We start from the raw sequence: 25,865 nt of genomic DNA on the forward strand, positions 1-25,865 counted from the left end.
GGTCTGGCCCGCTCCGGCGATCAGGCGTTCACGAGGCCTTGGGGATGCTCGCCACCAGGCGCATCGAGGTGGTCAGTTCCTCGAACTGCAGCCACGGGCGCAGGTGGGCGATGGCCGAGTAGGACCCCGGCGAACCTTCCACCTCGCGCACCTCCACGCGCGCCTCGCGCAGCGGATACTTGGCCCGCGCTTCCTGGCCGGCGCCCTCGGTGGCGTCGACATAGTTGGCGATCCAGCGGTTGAGCCAGACCTCGCAATCGCTCGCCTCCATGAACGAGCCGATCTTGTCGCGCGCCATCACCTTCAGGTAATGGGCAAACCGGCTGGTCGCCATGATATAGGGCAGGCGGGCCGAGATCGCGGCATTCGCGGTGGCCTCGGGGCGGTCGTACTTCTTGGGCTTCTGCGTGGTCTGCGCCCCGAAGAACACCGAATAGTCGGTATTCTTGTAGTGGCACAGCGGCAGGAAGCCGAGGTCCGACAGTTCCTTTTCGCGGCGGTCGGTAATGCCGATCTCGGTCGGGCACTTGGAATCGAGATCGCCGTCGTCGGAATGGAACACGTGGGTCGGCAGGTTGGAAACCTTGCCGCCGCCCTCGGCCCCGCGGATCGCGGTGCACCAGCCATACTGGGCGAAGGCATCGGTCATGCGCGCGGCAAGCGCATAGCTTGCGTTCATCCAGCAATAGTCGTCATGCGCCATGGGCTTGGGTGCGCCATGCTCGCGCGGGGCTTCCTCATAGGCGAAAGCCTCGACCGGCTTGGTATCCGCGCCATAGGGCAGGCGCGCCAGCACCTTGGGCATGGTCAGGGTGACAAAGCGGGAATCTTCCGAGGCGCGGAACGAGTTCCACTTGATATAGTCGGCGGTCTCGAACTGCTGCTTGAGGTCCATCGGGTTCGACAGCTCGGTGTAGCTGTCCATGCCGAACAGCTTGGAGTCCGCCGCCGAGATGAACGGCGTGAAGCCCGAGGCGGCCACGCTGGCGATGTTCTGCAACAGTTCGACATCGTCGGCGCTCTTGGAGAAGTAGAAGTCGCCGACCAGCGCGCCGAACGGCTGGCCACCGGCCATGCCGAACTGCTCTTCATAAACCTTCTTGAACAGGGTGCTCTGGTCGAAGTCGGTCGCCTTGGCGAGATCGTTGGCGATCTCCTTCTTGGTGACGTTGAGCACCTGGACCTTCAGGCTCTCGCCGATCTCGCTGTTCTTGACGAGATAGTTGAGCCCGCGCCACGAGCCTTCTAGGGTCTTGAACTTGTCCTGGTGCATGATCGCGGCGAGCTGCGCGGAAATCTGCTCGTCGATCTTGGCGATCGCCTCGCGCAGGGTCACGGTCATGTTCTTGTTGAACTGGACCGTGCCGCTCATCGCTTCTTCGGCGAGCGTCCGCATCAATTCCTCGACGCGGCCCGGCTCGGTCTGCTTGGTGACGCTGATCGCTTCGTCAAGCAGGCTGGTGGTCGCGTCGAGCGTGGTCGTCTGGGCGCTGGCAGCGCCCTGGGTTTCACCGTCGGCCATCATCTTACTCCGCTGAATCGCTGCCGCCGATGCCAAGCTGCTTCTGCAGCTCGCCCAGCTTGTCCTGGTCGGCGAGAATCTGTTCGAGCAGGCTTTCGAGCTGCTCCGAGCCGTCGGCCTTGGCCATCAGGTCACGCAGGCGGTTGCGCGTTTCCATCAGCTTGCGAAGCGGCTCGACCTGCTCGACGATCTTTTCCGGCTCGAAATCGTCCATCGACTTGAACTTGAGGTTGACCTCGAATTCCTTGCCGTTCTTCTCGATCGTGTTTTCGACCTTCATTTTCACGCCCGGTTCGATCCGCGCCATGACCTGGTCGAACTTGTCCTTCTTGAGATCGATGAACTTGCGCTCCTTGAGCGACTTCTTGGCGACCGCGCTGTCGCCCGAGAAATCCCCCATCACGCCGACGACGAAAGGCAGTTCCTTCACCACCTGAGCACCCTCGGTCTCCACGTCGTAGGTGATATGGACCCGCGGCTTGCGGACCCGCTTCAGTTTGTCATGCACAGAGTCCGACATATTCGTCTCCTGATCTGTTAGAGGCTGGCCTGTTCTCGCGTGGTGGGCTGGCGCCGGGCGCCGACCCGTAAATTACTGATCACCCCAGATATCATTACTGGGCTGGGCTGGCGGTCGAATACCCGATCGCCAGTAAAAGTCGTTCCTGGCCGAATCGTCGGGAATTAATTCGGCTAACAAGTCATGAAGACTCAATCGCGCGCGTCGGTCAACCTCGCGCAGGGTCGAGCCGAGCGGCGACAACGGTTCGTGCAATTGAAAGTAATCCGCCGCGGCAGACACGGCGGCAAGGGCATCCTCGCGCCGGGTGATCCGCCCGGCCACGAAGCCCCCGCCCGCGGCAGCGCCGGCATTACCTCCGGCTGGACCGCCGGCTGGCGCCGCCCCTTCGTCCGCATCGCCTGTCGGGGCCGCGGCCACGCCGTCCGCGCCGGCCTGTTCCGGCGCCAGCGAGGCAAGCCAGGCTGAAAGCCCGCGCAATTCGTCGGTCAGCCGCGAAGCGGCCGGCAGGCGCGGCGAGGTTCGCTCGGCGATGAAGCCGATCATCCGCTGCCAGGCCTGCTCACAGCGCTGCGCGGTCGCCGCGACGGTGGCAAGCTGCGAGGCCGGGGTGCGGCGCACGGCCTCGGTGATGCGATGATAGGCCTGCTGGGCCTCTTCCATCCTGGCGGCCTTGGCATCGCCGGACAGCGACTGCGAACTCTCCATCAGGCCATCGCCGCGCACCTTGTCGAGCAGTCGCAGCCCCGACGGCGCGATCGTCAGCCGCCGCAAGGGCAGGATCAGCGCGCCGTCCTTGTCCTGGCTCCCGCCGCTCAGCCCCGAGAGCGGCTGGAAGCGGGTTTCCACGCCGTCATCATCCTCGACCGGGAACAGACCCTGGTCCCACCAGGCCTCGACCATGTCGGCCACGGCCTCCAGCGCGGCGGCCAGATCACCCAGCCCTTCGCCGCGCGCGGCTGCCTCGATCAGCACGGCCCCGGCTTCCAGGTCCTTGCCGTGGGTCGCCAGATAGTCGAGCGCGTTCTCGCCGATGGTTTCCCAGTCCCAGGCGCCTTCGGGAATGTCGACATCCTCGTCGACCATGGCCGCGGCCTGTTCGAGCCGGACCAGCGCCTTGCGCTGCGAACGGATCTCGCGCAGCAGATCGCCCGCCGCGCCCTCATCCTCACGACCGTCGATCCCGACGCTCTCGAAGATCGGCGCCAGCAGCGCCTCACGCCTTTCTTCATCGACCAGCACGATACCACCCCATCCGCGCGTTACTTGGCCGTGAACCTAGCCGGTTTGCAGAAACACTCCACTTGTTTTTGTATCGTACTGGAAACCATGCTAATAGGCTGTCACGGAGACTGATATCATGCCCCCGGCCTCGCGATTGACCGATATGCACACTTGCCCGATGGTCACCGGAACGGTGCCCCATGTCGGCGGGCCGGTCACCGGTCCCGGCGCGCCCACGGTCATGATCGGCGGCCTGCCCGCCGCGCGCGTCTCGGATATGTGCGTCTGCGCCGGTCCGCCCGATACCATCGCCAAGGGCAGCGGCACGGTGATCACCATGAATATGCCCCAGGCCCGCATTGGCGACCTGACCGCGCATGGCGGCGTGCTGGTGCTGGGCTGCCCCACGGTGATGGTGGGCGGATAGCGCGGCCAGGGCGCCTGGCCCTCGGCCGATCGCCGCCCATCGATCTTCGCGCCGGATTGCGCGACTTGTGGCTGGCCCTGCGATCATGGTCATCGGCAGCCGTCCCCCTTTCCCTCATCGTGCCGCGACCCGCGGCGAAAGCATCGACTTGGCCCCGTCGCCCACCACGAAGTAGGCGCCCCAGAAATAGGGGTGGGAGAAGCGCGGCTGGGCTTCGAGCACGCCCTGAGCGGTCTTGAGCGCATAGGCGATCGAGCCGGTGCGCCCCGCGCTGTAGAAGGCGGCCATCAGGTCATCGCTCTGCGGGATCGCCGGCACGGCCCAGAAGGTGGCCATGACCGCACGGGCCCGGGCGGCGATGAATGAGCGCACCAGCCCGTCGAGCGCCTGGGAGGACCCTTCCACCCCGGCCCTGAGCGCGGTTCGCGCACTGGCGCTGGCGGCGGTATCGCAGGCCGAAAGCACCACCAGGTTGGCGTTGAGCCGCAGCCGCGCGACCTCGTCGAAGGATAGGAACCCGTCGGAGGCCACCGTGCCGTCGGCCTCGGGCGCGGCCAGGGTGGTGACCAGGGCCGGCGGCAGGCGCATCACGCACTGGTCCATCGGCACCTCGGTCTCGGGCAGGCCGTGGGTGGCGAAATGGAGGATCTGGTACTGGTCGAGCCGGGTGCTGGCCGGGCCGGACACCAGGTTCACGTCGGTGAAATCGGCCCGCACGATCTCGGGCGCGTCGGCCAGGCCCAGCGCCCGGGCGGCCACGCCGATCTCGTGGGCACTGACCGGCCGCGCCCCGGCGATCCGCTGCGCCCATTCGCCATAGGTGACCGAACAATCGAACGGCATCCGCCGCGCGGCCAGCGCAGCCGAGGGCGCCGGCTCGGCTTCCGCGTTCTCGCCCAGCCCGAGGAAGGGCAAGGGCGCATTCGACGGACCAAGGTCGAGGCGGCTTCGCAGGAAGGCGCGGGGCGAAAGCGCCACGGCGGTCTCCGCGCGCCGGGCGACGAAGGCCACCTGGCTGTAATCCCCCTTCAGCCGCTGCCGCCCGTAGGCCGCGGCCGAGGCGCGATCATCGACCAGGATCGCCAGCGGCAGGCGGCGCAAGGCTCCGGCCGGGTTGTAGATCACCCGGCTCGCCGCGACGAGGTTGCCCGCGGCCGGCCCGGCGATCATCGCATAGAGATCGGCGGCGCCCTGGACATCGAATGGCCGGATCACCCCTTCGCCGGCCCGCGCGCTGGCCAGCACCCGCTCGGCCAGGCGTTCCACCTCGGCCAGGCTCCGGCCGACCTGATAGATCGCGGTTTGCTCCTTGCCGATCACGATGCCGAACATCGCCTGGTCCAGCGCGACGAGCTTGAGATAGGCCTCGCCCGGCCCCAGCGCGGCGCGGATGCTGGCCACGGTGGCCGGGGTATCCTGCAGGGCGCCGATGCCGTTGGTGGCGAGCAGTTTCGCGTTGACCTCGGCCAGGGCGCCATCGGCCGCCTGGCGATCCTGGGCGAGACGATCGCGCATGGCCGCATCGCCGCCCTCGGCATCGGTGATCGCGGTCCGCAGGCGGATCAGCTGGCGCTCCAGCAGGCTGCGCTGGCGCAGCAGGTCGCCCACTTCGGGGCTGGCCGAGACCACCTTCTGCAACTGCGCGTATTCGCGGGCGATGGCCGGCTCGCCGGTCATCTGCATGGCGCGGAAGAAATCCTCGTCACGCTCGGCACTGGCCGGCGCCCGGGTCAGCAGCGCGAAATAGCGTTCCAGCGAGGCGAGCGAGACATAGCCCGCCCCGGTGAGATTGGCGAGCGAGGCCAGGGCCGCGTCATAGTCGCGCAGCACCGAGGCCGGCGAATGCCCAGCGCTGCGCGCGGCAATGCTGGCGCGCTCCAACTGGGTTTCGACCAGCAGGGCCGCGTTCTGGTAGGTATCGGGCACCGGCCGGCCCGAGCCGAACACACACGCCCCCGCCGCGGGCACGCGCCCCCGCAGGGCCGCGATCGCGCAGTCGAGATGGACCAGCGCCGGGTCGATCCGCCCCTGGCGCGAGAGCACCCGGCCCTTCTGCCGCTCGATCGCGGCGCGCATCCACACGATCCGCTCCGGCGCGATCCGCTGGATCGAAACCCGCGCCGCGCCGGCGGCGGCATCCAGCGCCCGGTCCGCCTCGGCCACCCGGCCGAGCCCGAGATAGGCTACGCTCAGCGCCCAGTCGCGCTGCGCTTCGACCAGGTTGCGCGACAGCAGCGTGGCATCGCTGAGCGAGCTTTGCAGCGCGTCCTGCCCGACCGCGGCTTCCTCGTTCAGGCGATTGACCATTTCGGGGCCAAGCGTGGTCCCGGTCTCGTCGCTCGCCGCTCCGCTGGTCAGGACGGCGATCGCCTCGGTCCACTGGCGCTGGTTGATCAGGTGCAGCCCGCGATAGGTCAGCAACTGCTTCTCGCGCTGGGCACCGCTCGCGATCCCCGGATTGGCGCGCAGGAGATCGCCGGCCACGGCAAAGTGCTGGTCGGCCAGCTCGAACTGGCTGAGGTTGGAATCGGCGAGGCCCGCCGCCAGCCGCAGGTCGATCCGGGTGCCGGCCTCCGATCCGGCGAAGGCGCGGAGGGCGTCGTTCAGGATGCGCGAGGCATCGAGCATCCGGCCCGATTGCATCGCCGCCAGCCCCTCGCTCAACGCCGCCTCGGGGGTGACGTTTCCGCCCTGGGTGACGACCAGCCCCTGGGGCGCGGCGGGAATGGCCGCAAGGTCGATCCCGCTGGCCGGAGCAACGCCGGGCGCCGGCGGCCGATCACCCCTGACGATCACCCGCAGTGCGGCAGCCAGAACGCCCAGGCTCGGCTCCACCGCCGCGCCATGAAACGTGTGGCCCTTCACGGTGAAGCGCAGGTCGATCGCCAGCTTGCCCAGCCGCTGGTCGAAGCAGCGCCGCGCCTCGGCCGGGCCGATCCCGGCCAGGGTTACGGTCACCATGCCCCCGCACAGGTCGGTGCCGGGACTTGGCGCGCCCGCCGGGCTGACATAGGCCTGGGCCTCGGCCGCGGCCAGGCCATTGCAGGTGATCGCGAAGGGCTGGGCCTCGGCCCGCAGGATCGGTCCGCTGCCCTGGGTCCACTGGCGGGTCGCCACGCAGACGTCGGAGGTGCCGTTGGTTCCCAGAACGAAGCGTTCGGGCGCCTGATGGTCGGCCAGGCTCCGCGCCCGGGCCGGGCCGGCAGCCAGCGCGCCCAGCGCAACCGAGGCCGCCAGGGCGATCCCGGCGCGAAGGCTCATGCCCGATCCCTGGCCTGCCGCGCCCATTACCGTGCTCCTTGCGGCGCCGGGCAATCGGCCTCGGCCGGATTGCACTCGGGAGCGGCAGGCACGGCCAGGGGCGCATCGGCCACGCCGACGATCAGCCCTTCGTTGCCGCGCCCGACCAAGGGATTGATCAGCGCGCCGTCGCCATCGTCCTGGGCGAACAGTTGCATCTTGCGCTCGTCCTGCAGGTTGAGATCGGGCCGAGGGGCATCGATGATCAGGCAGCCCTTGTCGGGCGAACCGATCACGCAGCCGTTTACCCGCGAATTGGCCTGGCGCACCCGGATGAACCGGTTCGCCCCGGTCACGGTGTAGATCTCCAGCGCGCCATTGGGGAGCAGCCCCGCCGGGCGGCCGACGAAGCCATTGATCGATCCGAACAGGGCGAAGCTGTTGGTGCCGGTGTTGCCCGTGCTGAACAGGGCCAGCGCCCGCGCACCTGGCTGGGGCGTGGCCAGCTGGTTGAGCGCCACGCCGCCGCCTGTCGTGGCCTGGGTGTTCTGGAACAGGGCGAAATCGGCATAGCTGACCTGCAGGGTCCGCGCGCTCAGATAGGTCAGCCCCGGTTCGAGCCCCGCCCCGAGATAGAGCAGCGAGCCGGGGTTCGCCACGTCCAGCGCCGCCTGGGCATCGCTGGCCGCGGCATAGTCGCCAATCAGCGTGTTCGAGGCGAAGGTGATCCGCCGCGCCCGCAGATCGACCGTGCCCTGGTCGAAGGCGATCAGCTTGCCGGCCGCGGCATGGCCCGCGATGCTGGCGGCCAGGCTGGCGGGGTCCACCGGGTTGAGCGGATCGGGCGCCGAGCCGCTGGCCCCGCCGATCTGGAGCGCGCCGGTCCCGCTTCCCGAAACCAGGCCCAGGATCGCCACGGCGCCGGTCCCCAGGAACCGCAGCGCGGTCGGCCCGGTACTGGCCCCGATCGCATAGGCGCCCAGTTGCAGCGCCTGTCCGCGCGAATTGACTTCCACCGTGGGCGCCTCGATCCGGTCCATCTCGGCCTGGGTCAGGACATAGCCGGCCTGTTCTCCCGGCGGCGTGGGCGAACCGGGGATCGCTCCGACGAATGTGCCCCCGCTGCCGCTGTTGACGAGGGTCACCACGCGCCCGGCCCGAACCTGCGCCTGCAGATCGATCCCGGCCGAAGCAACGGTGATCATGCCCGTCGGCGAACTGGCGGTGGCCGCGGCTAGCGCGATGGTTTTCGCCGCGCTCACCGCCACGTTCCCCGCCGTTGCCATAAGGCCTGCGCCACCGAACCCGCCCGGGCCATCGGCCGCCGCCGGCCCGCCTGTGGTAGCCAGATTCGCGCTGCCAGTGATCGCGGCGCGGCCAAGCTCAATCGTGTTGGTGGCGGAAAGGGTAAGCGATCCGGCCGTGACCGAGCCGATCCGCAGGCTGTTGGCCGCGCCCAGCATGGTCACCGATCCGGCGCTGACCGTGCCCAGCGCGCCGCTGCCGGAAATGCCCAGCAGGAACTTGCCCGGCGTGGTTACCGCGGCCCCGCCGGTGGGCGCGGCATAGGCGCTGGCGAGGCCCGTCACCGAACCCAGCGTGGCCGTCAAGGCGATGTCGCCCGTGGTCGCGGTCAGGCTGCCCAGCCGCAGGTCGCCGACCGCTGCGCTGGCGCTCCACGAACCGGCCGAGCCGGTGCCGACGATCAGCCCCGTGCCCCCGCCCCCGCTCAGCGCCGGATCGAGCGTTGCGGCGCGCAGGCGAACATTGCTTCCCGCCAGAGCCGCGTCCTCGGCGCCCGGCACCACGCCGCCGGCCGTCCCGGCCTGGGCCGGATCAAGCGCGGCGAAGCTGTCGTCGCTGCCCGGCGCCGCAGTGGTCGTGGCGCTGCCCAGGGTCAGCGTGCCGGCGGCCTGGAGATCGATGTCGTCGCCGGCCGTGACACTGGCCAGCGCGGCATCGCCGCCGGCCCGCACCGCAACGTCGCGCCCTGCGCCAAGTGACCCTGCGGTCACGTTGCCGCCGGCCAGGATCACCAGCGAGCCGGTTGCCGCCGCGCCGTTGGTCACGCCCGCATCGGTCCGGGCATTGACGACAAGATTGCCGCGCGCCGTGCCCGCGCCCAGCACGATGCCGCCGGTACTGGCGCGCAAGGCCATGCCCCCGTTCGCCGCCGAGCCGCTGGCAAGGGTCATGGCCCTCGCGTTCACCGCCAGCTGGTCGCCCGCCAGTGCGCCCGCGCCCGTGCCCGCCGCCAGCACGCCCAGTTGGGCGACCCCGTTCAGGGCATCGACCTGGATCCGCCGGTTCGCCGCCGAAGCGGCCAGACTGGCCGCGCCGAAGCCGGGTGCCAGCATTCCGCTCGTGGCAAAGCCGCCCGCCGTGCCCGTGGTGGTCCGCAAGGACACCGCCCCGCTCGCCGTGCCGGCGGCCAGCACCAGGTCGGTCCAGGCGGTCAGGGTGGCCGTGCCCACCAGGGCATTGCCGATCTGGAGCGCACCCACGTTGCTGCTGGTGATGGTCGGCGCCGAAACCGTGCCCAGCACGATCGAGCCGCTATCGGCGATGATGACGGTGCCGGCGGTGGTCAGGCTGGGGCCGCCCGAGGGCGCCGCATAGCCGCTGGCCAGGCCCGTCACCGAACCAAGGGTTGCGGTCGCGGTGATGTCGCCGGCCTGGGCGGTGAGGCTGCCGAGGCGGATGTCGCCCTGGTCGGCGGCAAGGGTGATCGCCGCTGCCGTCAGCCCGCCCACCACCAGCCCGCCGCCGGCAAGCGCGCCGCCCAGCGTGCCGATCCGCAGGCGGATGGTCCGGCCGATCAGCGCCGCCGGTTCGCCCGGGCCGTCAGCCCCGGCGCCAGTGGTCACCGCGCTGGCGAGGGTGGCCGTTCCGGTCACCTTGATGTCCACGTCATCGCCGGCCGAAAGCGCGCCCAGGCTGGCATCACGCCCGGCATCGACCACCACGTCGGCCCCTGCAACCAGGCTTGCCCCGGCCGCGTCGCGCCCGGCGACCAGCGAGAAAGTGCCGGCCGTCGCCGTGCCGGCGCCCACGCGCGCATCGAGCAGCGCGCTCACCGCGACATCGCCGGTGCCGTCCAGGTCAAGCGCGCTGGCCGGGGCCAGTCCGCCCACACTCCCGCCGGTGGAAACGAGGCTGACGCTGCCGGCAAGGTTGTGCAGGCTGGCCGCGGCGATATCGCCCGATGCGCTCACCAGCAGCGTTCCGGGCGCGGTGGTGCCCACGGTCAGCGGGGCGTTGATGGTCACCGTGCCGGCAGAGGGGATCGTGTGCGTGGCCGAAATCGTCGCTCCGCCGCCCACCGTCCCGCCCGCCGAGGCCAGGCTGCCGTTCGCCGCCACCGCCGAGAGGCTGGTGCCCAGGTCCAGCGCGCCGAAGATCAGCGAATTGGCGCGCAGGTCCGCAAAGGTGCCGGCCGTGATCGCGCCGATCTGCCCCGACGTGGCGGCATGGGCATAGACGGAGGTAGCGGCATCGAGCGCGGCGGCCGACAGCAGGCCGGACATTGCCGTCAGGTCGATATGCCCGCCGGTCGATGTCGCATTGCCGATGCCGATCTTGCCGCGCGCCGAAATCGTCAGGTCGCCGCTGGCCAGCAGCGCACCGCTGCTCGTCACATCGGCCCCGCCCGCCCCGGTGGTGGTGAGTTGCAGCGCCGCGCCGGCCCCGGTCGTCTGCGCGCCGGCCAGCGCCAGCGAGCCGCCGCTGGTGGTGATGGCCAGGGCATTGGTGCTGGTCACCTTGCCGCCGAATGTCAGCCCCGCAGCGCTGGAAACCAAGCCGCCGAGGTTGCCATTGCTGTTGATCTCCAGCGCCGAAAGGGCGCCCAGCGCCTGCGCCGCGCCGGTATCGAAGTTCAGCTGGATCGCCGATTGCCGCCCCGGCCCGCCCTGGAGCAGGGTGCCGCTGCCGAACTGGGCCGAACGCAGCGCCGCCACGGTCAGCAGCTCGGCCCCGATCGCATCGCTGTTCGCCTGCACGGTCAGCGCGCCGAGGCCGGCCGCGTCGGTGGCCGTGGCGGTGACGGTCACCGCCCCCCCGGCCTGTTGCAGAACGGTCGTCGCCGCCGTGCCCAGGGTCACCGCGCTGCCCTTCACCGCATAGTCGGTCGCCGCCGTGACAGCCCCCGCGACCAGCGCGGTTCCCGTGGCCTTGACGTCAACCTTGCCGCCCGTGGCGGTGAGCGTGCCAAGCCCGGCATTGCGCCCGGCGGTTACCAGAACGTCGGTGCTGGCCGAAAGGCCGCTGGCCTGGGCATCGCGGCCCGCGCCCAGGGTGAAGGCACCGCCTTGCGCGTTGCCCGTGCCGATCACCGCGTCGCGCGCGGCATCAAGCGTGATTTGTGCCGAGGCGGTCAAGGTCGCCGCGCCGCCCAGGATGTCGCCGCCGGTGGAGGTCAGCGCGATCTGCCCCCGGCTGGTCGTCAGCGAGGCCAGGGTCATCGTGCCGCTGGTGGTGACCGCGAGATTGCCGGTGCCCACGGCCGCCGTGCCCAGCGCCAATGGCGCGGACAGCGTGAATGTCCCGTCCGCCGGCAGGGCGGCCACGGCGGTGATGCTCACGTCGTTGCCGACCGTGCCCCCAGCCGAAGCCACCGCGCCATTGCTGGCCGCAAGGGTGAGCGTGGTGCCGACATTCGCCGCCCCGACGCTGACCGAGGCACCCGCGATATCCGCATAGGTGCCGGTGGTCAGGCTCCCGGTCGTCGCCGCCGCCGCCGCCGTGCCCTTGGCATGGAGTCCGGCATCCAGCGCCCCGGCGGCCAGAGATCCGGTCACGGCCGCAAGGTCGATCAAACCATGGACCGAAGTGACATCGCCCACGGCGACCGAGCGCTGCGCCGAGATCGCCACGTTGCCATCGGCCACCAGCGCGGCGCTGCTGGTCACGTCCAGCCCGCCCGGCGCCGTGGTGGTCAGTTGCAGCGCATTGCCGCTGCCGGTCACCTCGGCGCCGGCCAGGTCCAGGGTGCCCAGGCTGGTGGTGATCGCCAGCGCGTTGGTGCTGGTCAGCTTGCCGCCAAAGGTCAGGGCGGCCGCGCTCGAAACCAGCCCGCCGACGTTGGCGTTGCTGTTGATCTCCAGCGCCGAAATCGCGCCCAAGGCCTGGGCCTTGCTCGTATCAAACAGCAGGCTCACCGCCGATTGCCGCGCCGGCCCGCCTTCCAGCGTGGTGGTGCCGGCAAGGGCCAGGGCGTTGCTGGCCTCAAGCTTGAGCAGTTCAGCCCCAAGCCCATCGCTGTTCGCGCGCAGGACCAGCGATCCGCGCCCGGCAATGTCGCCGCCGGTCGCCTTGATCCAGACCTGGCCTTGGGCCTGCTGGGTCATTGCCGTGGCATTGGCGCCAAGGATCACGCGCCTGGCGGTTACCGCATAGTCCGCACCGGAAGTGACCGCCCCCGCCACGGTTGCCGCATTGCCCGCCGTCACGCTCACGCTGCCGGCAACCAGGCTGGCGAGGCCGGCGTCATGCCCGGCACTCACGGTCAGCGCCCCCGTGTTTCCCAGTTGCTCGCTTGCCGAGATATCGCCGGCCGGATCGGTGGTGGTGATCGCAAGGCTGTTGCCGGCCCCGACCACGCCAACGCTGGCGAGGGTCACATTGCCCGTTGTCGAACGGATATCCAGCGAGGCGACGGAACTGATCGCGCCCCCGGCAACGATGCTCCCGCCATTGGCGATCGTGCCCGCGGTGCCGTTGGCATAAATGGTGTTCGCGGCAATGCCGCCCAGGGTCAGGTCGGGCGTCGTATCGAACAGCAGGCGCAGGTCGGATTGCCCGACCGGCCCTGCGCGCAGGGTCGTCGTCGCGGCAAGATCGAGGGTTCCGGTCGATGCATCGAGGGTCAGGCTCCCGCCGCCCAGACCGCCCGAATCCGACAAGGCCGTCAGCGTGCCGAGGCCGGTGATGTCGCCGCCCGTCGCGGTCACGGCGATCTGGCCGCCGGCCTGCTGGGTCACGGTGGTTGCCGCCTTGCCCAGGGTCACGGTCTTGCCGGAAACCGTATAGTTGCCCGCGGCATTGACCGCGCCTTCCACGGTCACGGCATCGTTGCCCACGATGGCGACGCTGCCGCCAGCGCCGCTCGCCACCAGCGTGCCCGAGGAGACGATCGTGGGATTGTGCGGCCCGCTCACGCCCAGCGAAACCACGCCGCCAGCCTCGGTCGCGGTCAGCGTGGCGGCCTGGTCGACGTTGAGCAGCGCGCCGGTCAGCGCGTTCTGGAGCGATCCGGCGACGATCACGTTCTTGCCGGTGAGGCTGCGGTTGATCGCCACGCCGCCGGCCGAGGTGCCCTGGGCGATGGAAAAGCTCAAAGGGCTGCCCAGCCCCGAACCGAAGGTGACCTTGCTCCCGGCCACCAGCACCACCTGCCCGCTTGCCGAAAGCGGGCTGTTCACGGTGATCGTCTCGCTCACCAGCACCAGCGAGCCGCTGATGGTGAAGGCGCCAAGCCCGGAATCGAGGACGAGGTCGCGCACCGGGCCGCTGGCCTGGAAGGTCAGCGGCATGGCCATGCCGGGGGTCGCCCCGGCGAGCGCGAAGCCGGCCCTGAGGTTGGCCGAGGTATCGTTGAGGTCAACCGTGCTCAGCACCAGGCTGCCGCCGCTGTAGCTCGCCCCGGCGCCGAAGGTGATCCCCGCCGGGTTGACCAGCCAGACGTTGATCGCGCCGACATTGTTGGACAGGTCGGTGGTGATGTGGCCGGCGATGTCCGAGGCATTGTTGGTGGTCACCCGGTTGATTACCGAAAGCGCCGCCCCGCCCGCGTTCACGCTGGAGAGGTAGTTGACCGTGTCGCCCGCGCCGATGTCGTATCGGGTAAAGTCGATGATCCGGTTATCGGCCTTGAGGTCCACATCCATGCGGTTGCCGGTGATCGAAACGTCCGCGCCCCCGCTGTCGGCCAGGTTGGGCACGTTGGGCAGGGTCTGCGCCCTGGCCGGTCCCGCGCCCATGGCCAGCGCCGCGCCAGCCAGCGCGGAGCCCAGCAGCAGCGCGGCGCGCGCCGGGCGATGGGCATTGCGGCTCACGCTGGCAGCAAGGCGGGCCATCAGCGCCTCCCCCACGGAAAGAGCTGGCCCCACGGAAAGAGCTGGAAGGTCAGCGAAGCAAGGAAGCGGTTGCGCGGCCTTGCCGTGTCGCTGCTCAGCGCCTTGTCGAGCGGATGGGCATAGGCAAGGTCCAGCACCAGGCGCCCCGGCAGGACCAGCCGCGCGCCCCCGCCCACCGAACGCAGCGTGCGCTTGCGCTCGGTGCTGCCGGTATCGAGGTTGGCGATCCGCACCCAGTCATAGAACCCGTAGATTTCCGGGCTGCCCGGCAGCGGAAGGCGGATGCGCGGCTCGGCATGGAGGGCCAGCGCCCGGTCCCCGCCGTTGGCACCCGGATCATAGCCCTTGCCGTAGGAGAAGTTGCCGAGCGAGAATTCCTCGAGGTTGAGCAGGGGATGGTTGGCCCATTGCCCGAAGGCCGAAAGCCCCAGCGATAGCCCGGCCCCCGGGCGCAGGTCTGCCCCCAGCTCGGCGCGCAGCACCGTGGCCTGAGGATCGCCCTCGAACCGGCTGGGCGAATAGGATGCAATGCCCCGCCCCCGGTGCGACGCGCCCAGCACGGCCAGCCCCTTGCGCGCTTCCAACTGGGCGGTGATCCGCCCCCACTGGCGCCCGCCGCCTTCCAGCGCGGTCTTGCCGTCCAGCCGAACGAAGGCCACCCGCAGGTGATCGAGGGTGAAGGGGATCGCCGCGCTGCCCTGGTAGATGCGCGAGCGCTGGTTGAGCAGTTCCAGCCCGCCGGTTGCCACGAGTTCCGTCGCCAGGGACCGGCGCAGGGTGCGGCTCACCTCCAGCCCGGCGATCAGCGAGCGTGAGCGCAGGTCGAGGTTGGGCACGCTCGGCCGCGACCAGGCCAGGCTGCCGCGCAGCCCCAGCCGAAAGCCGCTATCGCCCAGCGCCGTATCGTGGCCGGCCTGGACCACGCGCACTTCCCGCCACTGGGTGGAATTGGACCAGGCGATGAAGGTGCGGTCGGCAAGGCCGGTCAGCCCGTTGGCCTCGGCGCGGACCGAAGCGATGGTCGGCCCCAGTTGCGACGAGCCATAGTTCTGGACGTTGGCCAGCACCTTCCAGCGCTGCACGCTGACCGCCAGAGTGCCGATCACCTCGCCCGGCGCGCCATTGGCCGAGCTCAACCCCAGGGTCACGTCCACTCCGGGAATGTCGTTGGCCATCAGCAGGATGCGCTCTGCATCGTGGCGGTTGAACGGATCGAGCCGGCGCAGGCTCTCGATCCGCCGCTCGATCTCGCGGCGAAACGGCCCGGCATCGCCCACCACCCGCACCTGCCCGATCCGGGCGGTGACGATCTGGAGGCGGAACGCTCCGCCGGCGATGTCCTGCGGCGGGATCTGCGCCAGGGCGACATAGCCGGCCTGGTTGAGCCGTTCGTTGATCCGGTCGCGGATGCGGCAGACCACGGAAACCGGCTGCGCGCCCTGCGGCAGGTCCGCCGCCAGCGGCTGGAGCAATTGCTGCAATTCGGGCGCTACCGGCGCGCCATCAGGCCGCTCGAAGGCCAGGCTGGTCAAGGTCAGCCGGATCGGCGAGCCTTCGAGCGCGCAGGGCGACGCGACCATGCTGCCCGCACTCTCCACCCGTGCGGTGGACGGGGCCGGCGCGGCTTGGGGAACCTGTGGCTGTACCTGCTCACGGTTCGGCAAGGCCACGCCCGCTGCCGCCGGCGGAACCGGCTGAGCCAGCGCCGGCCCGCCCAGCAGGATGCCGGGCACCAGAACCAGCGCTTGTGCAAGCCGACCGCGCATGAGATCTCCGATCCGGCCCGGCAATGCCAAGCCATGCAAGCGAAAGTCTGTTTTTGAGCGTGCCCGAAGCTCGCAGGTATTTGCCCTTGGCGGCGGCAAGTCAACTCCGCACTGCCCGGCCCGTCGCATTCTGCCGGATCGGGCGCCTAGCGATCCGCGTCCAGCAGCATCCCGGCCTTGGCAAAATGATCGAGCGCCGCCGCGACCGGAACCTCGTGGCCATGGCCGCTGGCCGCCCAGTCCCGCTCCAGCCCCGCACGGTCGCGCGTGCCATCAAGCAGGGCAAGGAAGGCGCGCGGCCCCGGATCGGCGAAGGCCACCCCCTTGAGATCGAGGCTGATCAGGCCGACCGTGCCCTCGGCCACCTGGGCACGGGCCAGCGGACTGGCGAGCGGCCGCTCGCCCGCCACCGCAGCGAAGGGCGCGGGCGCGGCGTGGAGCACCACCAGCCCGGCATTGGCCAGCCGAACGATGTCCTCGCACCGCTCCAGCGTGGTGGCGATTGGCCGCAGGGCCAGCCGCTCGGGCGAGCGCTGGGCGGCAAGGTCGAGGAATTCGGCAAGGTCCGGGTCGGAAATCTCCACCGACCGGCCCGATCCGGTGAATTCGCCCGGCCCGGTCCGCTGGGCCGCCGCGCCCAGCCACAGGTCATCAAGGCACCCGGCCACCAGCCCGCGCCGCGGCGCCCGGCCGGGCCGCACCAGCAGGGTCTGGTGAAAGAAGGTCGCGGCGCGATAATCGTCGGCCTGGGCCAGGCGAACCACCTCGTCCTCGGCCACCTCGCCGCCGGGCAGGCCGTCATAGATCATGAACGGGCTGGCATCGTTGAGGAAGGCCAGGCCATGCCGGGCGGCGGCATCGGTCACCTCGGTGAGCGATTGCGGCGCGTAGATATCGCCCATCTCGTCGTGGAACAGGGCGCCCGGCATCCGCTGGAGGATCGGCCCGGCGGTCCAGCGCAGCGCGGCCACGGCCGGGCTGTCGCCGGGCTTGGGCTGGACATAGTCCTCCAGCAGGGCAAAGACCCGGGACAAGCGCTCCTGCGGATCGGCCACCCCCTCCACGTGGTGCAGCAGCATATCGCGGATCGCGTTTCGCAGATAGCTGCCGGGCTTGGCATTGTAGCTGACAAAGGAGATTCCCTGGGGCGCCAGCACCCGGCCGATCAGCCGCAGCGTGGCCTCGCGCACCACCTCGGGCACCCAGGCATAGAGCCCGTGGACGATGATGTAGTCATAAGGACCGGCCAGGGTCTCGGCGGCATCGAGCAGGTCGTCGACCGTGATCCGGACATTGCCCAGGCCCGCTGCCTCGGCCAGCCGCGCCCCGCGCGCCACGGCGGTCGGCGCAAGGTCGAAGCTGTGGAATCGCGCGCGCGGCCAGGCGGCGGCCATGGCCACCATGTTGAGCCCGTCCCCGCCCGCCACTTCCAGCACCCGCGCCATCGCCGGATCGGGCGCGGCCAGGCCGTGGAGGCGGGCGATCGCGGCCAGCCGCGAAGGCTCGGTCTCGGGATAGATCCAGGCCGGATAGGCCACGGCGTCGTACGGTGTCGGCTGCTCGGTCACGTGCCCTCCCCCGACCGGCGATTCGCCCGTCCCTTCGGATGTTGCGAATTCGTGCGATCGCGCTAGAAATTGTGCAACCTGGAAGTGGACAAACGATGCCGATAATACTCAAGCAGGGCACGAGTTCTTCGGGGCCATCGGCAAGTAACATCGAAATTGCCCGCGAAACCGGCGACATCGTGATTGGCCGCGCGCCGGGAAGCGACATTCTCCTCGCCAACCCCATGGTCTCGCGCCGGCACTGCGTGGTGAGCGGCGGGCCGGGCGGCTGGCAAGTGGCCGATACCAGCGCCAGCGGCACCCTGCTCAACGGTCGCCGGATCGCCGGCAGCCAGCCCCTGCGCGATGGCGACGTGATCACCGTCGCCGATACCGACCTTACCGTTGCCCTTCCTACCAGCGTCCCAGCCACTGCCGGGCAATCCGCTCCCGCCACCGCCGCGCCGCGCGATCCGCGCATGAACCTCGATAGCTGGGGCCGCCCCACCGGCGCCGCGCCAATACCCCCGCCGGCCCATTCGCCGGCCCACGCCCCGGCCCAAGCCCTGATCCACGCCGGCGCCGACAGCCTCTCGCAGGTCCTCGCCGCAGCCGGGGTGGATCGCCGCACCCTCGCCGCGCCCGATGCTGCCCTGGCCCAGGCGCTGGGCGGCCTGCTCCAGGCCTGTCTTGCCGGCCTCGCCCAGCTTGCCCGCGATCGCCAGCAGGCCCGGACGGACCTCGGGGTTCCGGCCAGCCCGGCCGACGCCAATCCGCTGCTCCAGCCGGGCAGCGCCGACCAGGTCCTTGCCGCCCTGCTGGCCCTGCCGCCGGCCACCGCGCGCGACACTCTCGTTGGCGCCATGCGCGAGCTCGACCATCACCAGCGCGCCACCCTCGGCGCGATGCAGGGCACCTTCGCCGCCGCGCTCGATCACTTCGCCCCCGCCGCGATCCGCAAGCGCACTTCGGGCGAAGCGGCCGCCTGGAAGGCCTATGAACGCGCGTTCGCGGAAAAAGACGGCTTCACCGAAGTCTTCGCCCAGGAACTGGCCCGCAGCTACGCCGCGCTCACCCGGTCCTGAACGGACTGCGTCAGCCGGTCAGCCCGGCGTATCGTCCACGAACTTGTACCAGGCGATGCTCGCCTTCCAGCCATTGGCCCGGGCGGTCTGCTCGAACCGCGCCTGCCCGGCCGGCGTGGCGAGGCCGCTCAGCAGGTCTGCGGAAAAGCCGCCCTTGCCGGTGATCAGGACCATGCCCGACCAGCCCGGCTGGACCTCGCCATCGATGGCGATGCGATAGCGGTCCTTGCCGATCTGGGTGATCGCCGGGTTGTTCTGGGCAACTTGCGTGAATTCCGCGCGCGATCCCACGATCTGCGAAACCACGTTGGATTTCTCGATCGAATAGAGCGCGAACTCGCCGTCGATCCCGTCGAGCGAGAGGTCGGTGATCACCCGCGCGCCGAGCTTGCCGGCATAGTCGCCCTCGGTCATGGTCGCCAGTTCGTAGCGCGGCTGCGAGGCGATCACCCGGGCCGGGCCGGGATCGCGGATCTTGCGAAGCTCGTCCAGCATCCCGCAGTAGGAGGGATCGAGCGGGGCCACCTTGGCGAAATCCGATGCGGTGACCTGCGCGCCCAGCTTGCGGACCGCGTCGAAGATGCCGCTTTCCACCTTGTCGGGCTGGCTGGAAACGCCCTGCCCGGTCAGGCTGAACCCGCCACCGCCCTGCCCCACGGCCACTTCCACCCAGGAACAGGGAATCGCCGGCAGGCTGGCCTGGACCGCCCGCTCAAGGTCGCCCGCCGCCACCGCCTTCGCGCCGGCCACCGGCGCCTCGGCCGCCACCGGCTGGCCGTCCTTGCCGCCACCAAAGGCAATCATCCCGGCCACGCCGACCAGCACGATGGCCGCGGCCGCGCCGCCGCCGATCAGCAGCTTGCGGTTGCCCAGCAGCGCGGCCATGGCGCCATCGCCACCAGCGCCCGCGCCGCCAGGCTTGCCGCCGGCCCTGCCCCCAGCCTTGTTCTTGCCCCGCCCCTCGGCCAGCTTCACCCGGTCCAGCGCCTCGATCACCGCGTCCATCGACCGCATCCGCCGGGCCGGATCGGCCTCCAGCATCCGGTCGATCACCGCGCGCAAGGGTTGGGGCACCGCCGAGGTATCCACGCCCGTCCGGCGCTTCTTCATCGCCTCGCCGGGCAGCCCACCGAGGTCCGCCGGCTTGCCCGCGGCGAGCGCCACGATCACCAGCGCGAGGCTGTAGACGTCCGACCAGTTGCCCACCTGGGCGTCGAAATCGCCCAGCTGCTCGGGCGCGACGAAGCGCATCTTGCCGGCAAAGCCATCGTCGATGATCGTGTGGGCGTCGGGGTTGGTGTCCTTGACGATGCCGAAGTCGATCACCCGCGCCCGGTCCAGCCGATCACCCTCCAGCAGGATGTTGTCGGGCGAGATGTCGCGGTGAACAACGCCAAGGTCGTGCGCCACTTTCAGCCCCGAGGCGATGCGCCGGGTCAGCACGACCAGCTCGCTCATTTCGGGCGTGATCTTGCCCAGCGCGTCCGACAGGTTGGTGCCGTCGATGAAGCCGGTGACGATATATTCGCAGCCCAGGTCCGGCTCCTGCGCCTGGACCACGTAGCGCACCAGCGCCTCGTGCTGGAGGCGCAGCAGGGCCTGGGCTTCCTTGCGGAACATCGCCACGACCTTGGGATCGGCGGCCAGGGCGGGCAGGATCACCTTGATGGCAACCTTCTCGCCGCTCATGATGTTCTTGCCCTCGAACACCTCGCCCATGCCGCCGCGCGCGATGAAGCGGGTGACCTCGAACATATGGTTGAGCCGGTCGCCCACCTCGATCCGCCCGCCCTTGCGCGCGCCGCCAGCCGCCGGGGCCGGCGGTGGCGGTGGGGGAACGGCCATCGGCGGCGCAGGCATTGGCGGTGCGGCAACGGGCGCGGCGACATGGCCGGGATCGAACACGGTCGCCCCGTCGTCCGCCCCTTCGTCCGGCGCCTCGCCCGGTTTGCCTGCGCCTTCCGGCACCGACGGCAGGTCCGCCGCGCCCGGCACCGCCCCTGCGGAACGGGCAAGCGCCGAGGGACGGAAGACCGTCTCCTCGCTCTCGGGCTCGTCGTCCGGCCCGATCCCGCTTTCGTCCCCGTTCACTCGCCCCGCTCCTTCATTGCGCCGATCCGGCTTCACCGAACTGGATCAGGGTCACTTCCTCCGCCGCCACGGCCACCAGGGTCACGTTGTCGGGGGCGCCTTCCTCGTGGCACCGCGCGATCAGAGCCTGGCCAACCTGCGACAGCGGCACGCGCAGCAGGATATCGCGGATCTCGCGTTCGTCGAGCACACCGTGCAGGCCATCGCTGCACAGCAGGACCACGTCCTCCGGCTCCAGCCGGTCGACGATGCTGTCCACCGCAAGGTCAGGCTGCACGCCCACCGCGCGGGTCAGCACGTTGCGCGAGGGATGGCGCTCCATCTGCTCGGGCGTGATGATGCCGTGGTCGACCATTTCCTGGACCTGGCTGTGATCGCGGGTCAGCTTGTGCATCTGGCGCCCGCGCAGCAGGTAGGCGCGGCTGTCGCCCACCCAGCACACACCGAACTGGTTGTCGCGCACCACCAGGACCACGGCGGTCGTGCCCATGCGGGTGCCCTGGGCGTGGCTTTCGGCAAGGATCGCGTCGTTGGCCCGGCGCAGGGCGCCTGCGGCCTCGTGGAGCATGGCCTCAAGGCTGGTCTGCCGCGCCACGCCGCCCACCGCTTCCACCGCCTGGGTCGATGCCCAGTCGCCCCGGGCCATACCGCCCATGCCGTCGGCCACGGCCCACAGGCCCAGCGGCTCGGACGCGAAATAGCGATCTTCGTTGATCTTGCGGACGGCCCCAACGTCGGTCGCCGCGTGCCATTCCAACCGCATCGGTCCCACGGCTTCGTCCCCTTCTGCGACCGCACTAATAACCCTTTAATTCCACCCCCCGCAACCTTTCCTCTTGGGTTGGATAAAGAACAGGTGCTATCCGCGATCATGTAAATCGGGCCAGGAGGCAGGGGAGTCACTTCGTTGCGCGCCAGTTCGCCGGATCTGGCCCGGGACCGGGCCATCCTCGATTCCTACGATCCGCGTGTCTGGGCCGCCGAATGGGCGCGCGCCCATGGCAGCGCCGCTTCGGCCGGCGCCGCATCCTCCCACCTCGCCACCCTGCGCCGTGGCCCCGCCGGGATGGCCCTGGCCGCCGCCCTGGCGCTTTGCGTGCTCGGCGCCGGCGCGCTCACCGCCTGGTTGCAACAGACCGCGCCCACCGCCCCCGCCGGCCCGGCCTCGCCCGGCCGCCCTGGCGCCGCCCCGTCCACCCCGGCCGGCCCCGGCGAGCTGCGCCGCACCCTGATCCTGCCCGCCGCGACCGACCTGCCAAGGATGCTCGCCGCCCAGGGGATCGAGGCCGAGCTTGCCCGCCGCATCGCCGAAAACGCCATTCCGGGCCTGCGCCCCACCGGCGAGGTGCGGGCCGTTCTGGTGCTCGATGCCACCACCAGTCCGCCGCGCTTCATCCGACTCGAAGCCTCCAACGGCGACAGTTCGGGCGTGGTCGTGCGCCAGGCCGAAGCGGGCCAGCTCGCCGTCTCGCGGGTCGCCGCCCAGATCGAGAGCCGCATCCTCGTCCAGCACGGCACCATGGACGGCGACAGTTTCTACACCTCGGCCGTGGCCGTGGGCATTCCCAACAGCCTGATCCCGGTCTTCGCCAAGGCGCTGTCCTTCGATTTCGACTTCCAGCGCGAGGTTTCGGCCGGCGATGCCTTCGAGGCGGCCTGGTCGCAGCCGGTCAATTCCTCGGGCGAGGCGGTCGGCGCGCCCACCCTGCTCTATGCCTCGCTGACCACCACGGCGAAAACCGCCGCGGTCTATCGCTCGGTCGGCGCCGACGGGGTCGAGGAATGGTACGATGCCTCGGGCCGCAGCACGGTCCGCTCGTTCATGCGGACCCCGGTCGATGGCGCCCGGGTCACCTCCAAGTTCGGAATGCGCTTCCACCCGGTGCTCCACTACAACCGCCTGCACGCGGGCGTGGACTTCGCGGTGCCGGTGGGAACGCCGGTCTATGCCTCGGCCGGCGGCGTGGTGATCGGATCACACCCCACGGCCTGCGGCGGCAACATGGCCGTGGTCAGGCACGACAACGGCTGGGTCACGCGCTACTTCCACCTCAGCAAATTCGCCGACGGTCTCTATGAGGGCGAACGCATCCCCCAGGGCTTCACCCTGGGCCTCAGTGGCACGACCGGAACCTGCACCACCGGCCCCCACCTCCACTACGAGGTGCGGATCAATGATGAACCGGTCGATCCGCTTTCGATCCAGACCGACAGTTCGGGCAAGACCCTATCGGGGCAGGACCTGGTCACCTTCGCGGCCATGCGCGACCGGATCGACGTCGCCCGCGCCCAGCAGGCCGACTAGGTGCTGTTTCAAGTCCACTGAAACGGGTGCGGCACCGGCCCGATCCCAACAGAACCTAACGCCGGGCTGGCGCGCGTCCGTCCGGCCAGGCCAGGCTGGCCGCGATCAGCGCCGCCAGGGCAAAGGCCGCGGCCAGGCTGGCGTTCAGCGCCTCCCCGCTCCCGCCCCACAGCGGATTGCTGGCGAGGTCGAAATCGAGCACGGCCCCGAAATTGCCGACCCCGGGATTCGGATAGGCGCCCAGCAACAGCTCCTCGGCCCAGTTCCAGCCGAAATGGGCGGCGATCGGCAGGGCCAGCCCGCCTGATCGCTCGGCCAGGATTCCCAGCCACAGTCCGGCCAGGGCCAGGTTCAGCAGGGCCAGCGGCGCGCCCGCCGCGCTGACGAAGTGCACCACGGCAAAGCCCAGCGCGCTGGCGGCCAGCCCGGGCCAGCGGCCCCATCCGGCGATCACGCCGGGTTGCAGCCACCCCCGGAAGAAATATTCCTCGGCCCCGGTCTGCGCCAGCAGGGCCAGCGAACCGCCCAGCAGCGCGCCAAGGCCGATCCCCGCGGCCGATCCGGGCACCAGGGTCCCCGCGATCCGGCACAACAGCAGCGCGGCGGCCACGCCGGCCACGCCGCAGGCCAGCCCCGCCGGCGCAGCCATCGCAGGCCGCGCGCCCCAGCCGGCCCGGCGCCCGGCCAGGTGCAGGCCCAGCATGGCGACCAGCGCCAGCAGGCCGAACACGCTGGTCACGAACAGGCCTTCCAGCCAGGCCGCGTCGATCGCGGCGATGCGCGGCACTGCCAGCAGCAGGTTGAAGCCCAGCGGGGCAACCATCACCACTGCGCCGGCCAGCAGCACCCCGCCGACCAGCAGCAGCCCGCCCCGCACGGCCGGCGGCAGGCCTGCCGCGAAGGGCACCGCGCTTTCCGCCCGCATTGCAACCGCCATTGCCACCTCCAGGCCAGTCCCCGCGCCGCCGCATCAAGCCGCGATCCGGCAAGACGGCAGCCAATTGTTTCTCCTGCCAGTTCTGCGCGTCGCACAGTTCCGACCGGCAAGGCTACTGCCCGTTAACGGGGCCAATCGAGCGGTTTCGGTTGTTCGCCCCGATGTTCAAGAGTAATGTTGCAGCAATCCCGATCGGTCAAGCAACAGGCGGACTTCCCGATGATCAGGCAATCGCGCCCCGTTCTCTTCGCTTCGGCCCTGGCCTGCGCCGCGGCGTTGTCCGGCGCCAGTGGCGCCAATGCCCAGGACCAGCGGGTGAGCGAGGATGCGGTGCGCTGCTTCGTCCAGACCTGCGCCGCCCCGCCCGCAGCCGGCACCCCGGCCGATACGGGTGCCACCGGCACTGGCACCCAGCCCACCACGGACGATGAATGCCTGGCCTCGGGCGTCTGCGCGGTCGGCGCCAGCAAGCAGTTCAGCCTCGCCAGGATGGGCAAGGGCGGCGGCGCCAGGCCAGCCGCAGCGGGCCTCGCGCCCGCAGCGCCGCGCCAGGGCGCCTCGGCCCAGCGCCTTGCCGTTCCCACTGCGCGCCGCGCCCATGCGCCTTCCGCCACCCGCCAGTCGCTCGATATGCGCCTGTCGTTCGAACTCAATTCCGCCGAGCTTACCCCCGCCGCGCGCGAACAGGCCAATGTCTTCGCCAAGGTCCTGCGCGAAAGCCCGGCCGCCGGTCGCTTCGTGATCGAAGGGCACACCGATTCCATCGGCTCGGCCGCGTCCAACCTGCAACTGTCGCGGCGCCGGGCGGAAAGCGTGGTCGCCTGGCTCGCCGGCCAGGGCGTCTCGCGCGATCGCCTCTCGGCGGTCGGCTACGGCTTCCGCCATCCGCGCGACGGCCTTGCCGCCTCCGATCCGCGCAACCGCCGGGTGGAGATCGTCCGCACCATCAACTGAACATCCGGCAACTGAACATCCGGCAACTGAACATCCGGCAACTGAACATCCGGCAACTGAACATCCGGCAACTGAACATCCGGCAACTGAACATCCGGCAACTGAACATCCGGCCGCTGAAAGGCGGGCCGGCAGGCCGCGCCGCAGCCCACCGGTCCAGCGATATTTCGCGCGTTGCGCGCCGATTGGCGGCGCGGGGTTATTGCGCGCGCGGCAAACCGGTGCCAATCGCCCCCGGCAATCTTTCCCGCAAGGGACAGCAAGGGATCCTCACGACCATGCAGATCGACAACACCACCGCCGCGATCGTCACCGGCGGCGCTTCGGGCCTCGGCCGCGCCAGCGCCCGGGCGCTTGCCGCCGCCGGCATCAAGGTCGCCATCTTCGACATTAACGAGGAAGCGGGCGAAGCGGTCGCCGCCGAAATCGGCGGCACCTTCTGCAAGGTGGATATCATGAGCGAGGACAGCGTCCTTGCCGGCTTCGCCAAGGCCCGCACCGCCCATGGGCAGGAACGGATCCTCGTCCACTGCGCGGTCGTCGCCACCGGCGGGAAGACCGTGTCGCGCAACCGGGAAACCGGCGAATTGACCCGCATGGCAACCGAAACCTTCCAGCGCGGCGCCGATGGCACCCTGGTCGCCTCCTATCGCATGGCCTCGATCGCGGCGCTGGGCATGGCCGGCCTCGAACCGCTGGAAGATGGCGAACGCGGGGTGATCACCCTTACCGCCAGCGTCGCCGCCCAGGATGGCCAGGTCGGCCAGGTGTCCTATGGGGCCACCAAGGCCGGTGTGAACGGTCTGGTCCTGCCGATGGCGCGCGACCTGATGGACCTTGGCATCCGCGTGAATTCGATCATGCCCGGCATCTTCGCCACGCCGCCGATGATGGGCGTGTCGGAAAAGGTGCTGGCCGTGCTTAGCGCCTCGGTGCCCTTCCCCAAGCGCCTCGGCAAGCCGGAGGAATTCGGCAGCCTGGTGATGGAACTGGTCCGCAACTCCTATTTCAACGGCCAGAACATCCGCCTCGACGGCGCAATCCGGATGCCCCCGCGCTGATCGGTTCCGGCTGACGCGAACGACCCAGGCCCGGTCGGCGCACCCCGCGCCGGCCGGGCCATTTCCTGTCCACCATCCGGGAATTTTCCTACATTCACCAATCTGGTTAT

The 25,865-nt window shown here is 70.2% G+C and carries 15 protein-coding genes; 5 read left to right on the forward strand and 10 right to left on the reverse strand.

What is annotated here, in order from left to right; translation table 11 throughout:
- Positions 1-28: 28 nt before the first annotated feature.
- From tssC to ACFOD9_RS09920, 3 genes are all read right to left on the reverse strand, one after another.
- Complete coding sequence (tssC, locus tag ACFOD9_RS09910) at positions 29-1,522, reverse strand: type VI secretion system contractile sheath large subunit (protein WP_379509919.1); 1,494 nt, start codon at positions 1,520-1,522, stop codon at positions 29-31.
- 4 nt (positions 1,523-1,526) lie between these two features.
- Positions 1,527-2,042 carry a type VI secretion system contractile sheath small subunit gene (tssB, locus tag ACFOD9_RS09915; protein ID WP_379509920.1) on the reverse strand — a complete coding sequence of 172 codons (516 nt, stop codon included), beginning with the start codon at positions 2,040-2,042 and terminating at the stop codon, positions 1,527-1,529.
- Positions 2,043-2,114: 72 nt separating this feature from the next.
- A complete protein-coding gene (locus tag ACFOD9_RS09920) occupies positions 2,115-3,284 on the reverse strand; it encodes a type VI secretion system protein TssA (RefSeq protein WP_379509921.1) in 1,170 nt (389 codons plus the stop codon).
- 145 nt (positions 3,285-3,429) lie between these two features.
- On the opposite strand from ACFOD9_RS09920, the gene ACFOD9_RS09925 reads away from it, so the two are divergent.
- Positions 3,430-3,693: a PAAR domain-containing protein gene (locus ACFOD9_RS09925; RefSeq protein ID WP_379509981.1), complete on the forward strand. Its 264-nt coding sequence runs from the start codon at positions 3,430-3,432 to the stop codon at positions 3,691-3,693.
- A 114-nt stretch (positions 3,694-3,807) separates the two neighbouring features.
- Here ACFOD9_RS09925 and ACFOD9_RS09930 read toward each other — a convergent pair whose 3' ends face one another.
- The 4 genes from ACFOD9_RS09930 to ACFOD9_RS09945 all read right to left on the reverse strand — a co-directional run bounded on the left by ACFOD9_RS09930 (position 3,808) and on the right by ACFOD9_RS09945 (position 17,343).
- On the reverse strand, positions 3,808-6,954 hold the full coding sequence (locus ACFOD9_RS09930; protein WP_379509922.1) for a CHAT domain-containing protein: 3,147 nt from the start codon (positions 6,952-6,954) through the stop codon (positions 3,808-3,810).
- Between the two features lie 26 nt (positions 6,955-6,980).
- A complete protein-coding gene (locus ACFOD9_RS09935; protein ID WP_379509923.1) occupies positions 6,981-14,009 on the reverse strand; it encodes a two-partner secretion domain-containing protein in 7,029 nt (2,342 codons plus the stop codon).
- Positions 14,009-15,775 carry a ShlB/FhaC/HecB family hemolysin secretion/activation protein gene (locus ACFOD9_RS09940; RefSeq protein WP_379509924.1) on the reverse strand — a complete coding sequence of 589 codons (1,767 nt, stop codon included), beginning with the start codon at positions 15,773-15,775 and terminating at the stop codon, positions 14,009-14,011. The genes ACFOD9_RS09935 and ACFOD9_RS09940 overlap by 1 nt, the downstream gene beginning before the upstream one ends.
- A 146-nt stretch (positions 15,776-15,921) precedes the next feature.
- Positions 15,922-17,343 (reverse strand): methyltransferase domain-containing protein, encoded by a 1,422-nt coding sequence (locus ACFOD9_RS09945; protein ID WP_379509925.1) that lies wholly within the window; start codon positions 17,341-17,343, stop codon positions 15,922-15,924.
- A 95-nt stretch (positions 17,344-17,438) separates the two neighbouring features.
- On the opposite strand from ACFOD9_RS09945, the gene ACFOD9_RS09950 reads away from it, so the two are divergent.
- Positions 17,439-18,407, forward strand: coding sequence for a type VI secretion system-associated FHA domain protein (locus ACFOD9_RS09950; protein ID WP_379509926.1), 969 nt, complete (start codon positions 17,439-17,441; stop codon positions 18,405-18,407).
- 18 nt (positions 18,408-18,425) lie between these two features.
- On the opposite strand, the gene ACFOD9_RS09955 is transcribed toward ACFOD9_RS09950, so the two are convergent.
- Together ACFOD9_RS09955 and ACFOD9_RS09960 are read right to left on the reverse strand one after the other, a co-directional pair.
- The gene (locus ACFOD9_RS09955) at positions 18,426-20,498 is read right to left on the reverse strand and encodes a serine/threonine-protein kinase (RefSeq protein ID WP_379509927.1); all 2,073 of its coding nucleotides are present in this window, start codon (positions 20,496-20,498) and stop codon (positions 18,426-18,428) included.
- A 13-nt stretch (positions 20,499-20,511) separates the two neighbouring features.
- Positions 20,512-21,261 carry a PP2C family protein-serine/threonine phosphatase gene (locus ACFOD9_RS09960; protein WP_379509928.1) on the reverse strand — a complete coding sequence of 250 codons (750 nt, stop codon included), beginning with the start codon at positions 21,259-21,261 and terminating at the stop codon, positions 20,512-20,514.
- 144 nt (positions 21,262-21,405) lie between these two features.
- Between ACFOD9_RS09960 and ACFOD9_RS09965 the strand changes: the two genes are divergently transcribed.
- Complete coding sequence (locus ACFOD9_RS09965) at positions 21,406-22,803, forward strand: M23 family metallopeptidase (protein ID WP_379509929.1); 1,398 nt, start codon at positions 21,406-21,408, stop codon at positions 22,801-22,803.
- A gap of 55 nt (positions 22,804-22,858) precedes the next feature.
- Here the strand turns inward: ACFOD9_RS09965 and ACFOD9_RS09970 are convergent, their stop codons facing one another.
- On the reverse strand, positions 22,859-23,740 hold the full coding sequence (locus tag ACFOD9_RS09970) for a CPBP family intramembrane glutamic endopeptidase (RefSeq protein WP_379509930.1): 882 nt from the start codon (positions 23,738-23,740) through the stop codon (positions 22,859-22,861).
- Between the two features lie 219 nt (positions 23,741-23,959).
- On the opposite strand from ACFOD9_RS09970, the gene ACFOD9_RS09975 reads away from it, so the two are divergent.
- Together ACFOD9_RS09975 and ACFOD9_RS09980 are read left to right on the forward strand one after the other, a co-directional pair.
- Positions 23,960-24,694 carry an OmpA family protein gene (locus ACFOD9_RS09975; protein WP_379509931.1) on the forward strand — a complete coding sequence of 245 codons (735 nt, stop codon included), beginning with the start codon at positions 23,960-23,962 and terminating at the stop codon, positions 24,692-24,694.
- A 278-nt stretch (positions 24,695-24,972) separates the two neighbouring features.
- Positions 24,973-25,755, forward strand: coding sequence for an SDR family oxidoreductase (locus tag ACFOD9_RS09980; RefSeq protein WP_379509932.1), 783 nt, complete (start codon positions 24,973-24,975; stop codon positions 25,753-25,755).
- Positions 25,756-25,865 lie beyond the last annotated feature (110 nt).

Source organism: Novosphingobium bradum (assembly GCF_042646485.1).
Classification (GTDB): domain Bacteria; phylum Pseudomonadota; class Alphaproteobacteria; order Sphingomonadales; family Sphingomonadaceae; genus Novosphingobium; species Novosphingobium bradum.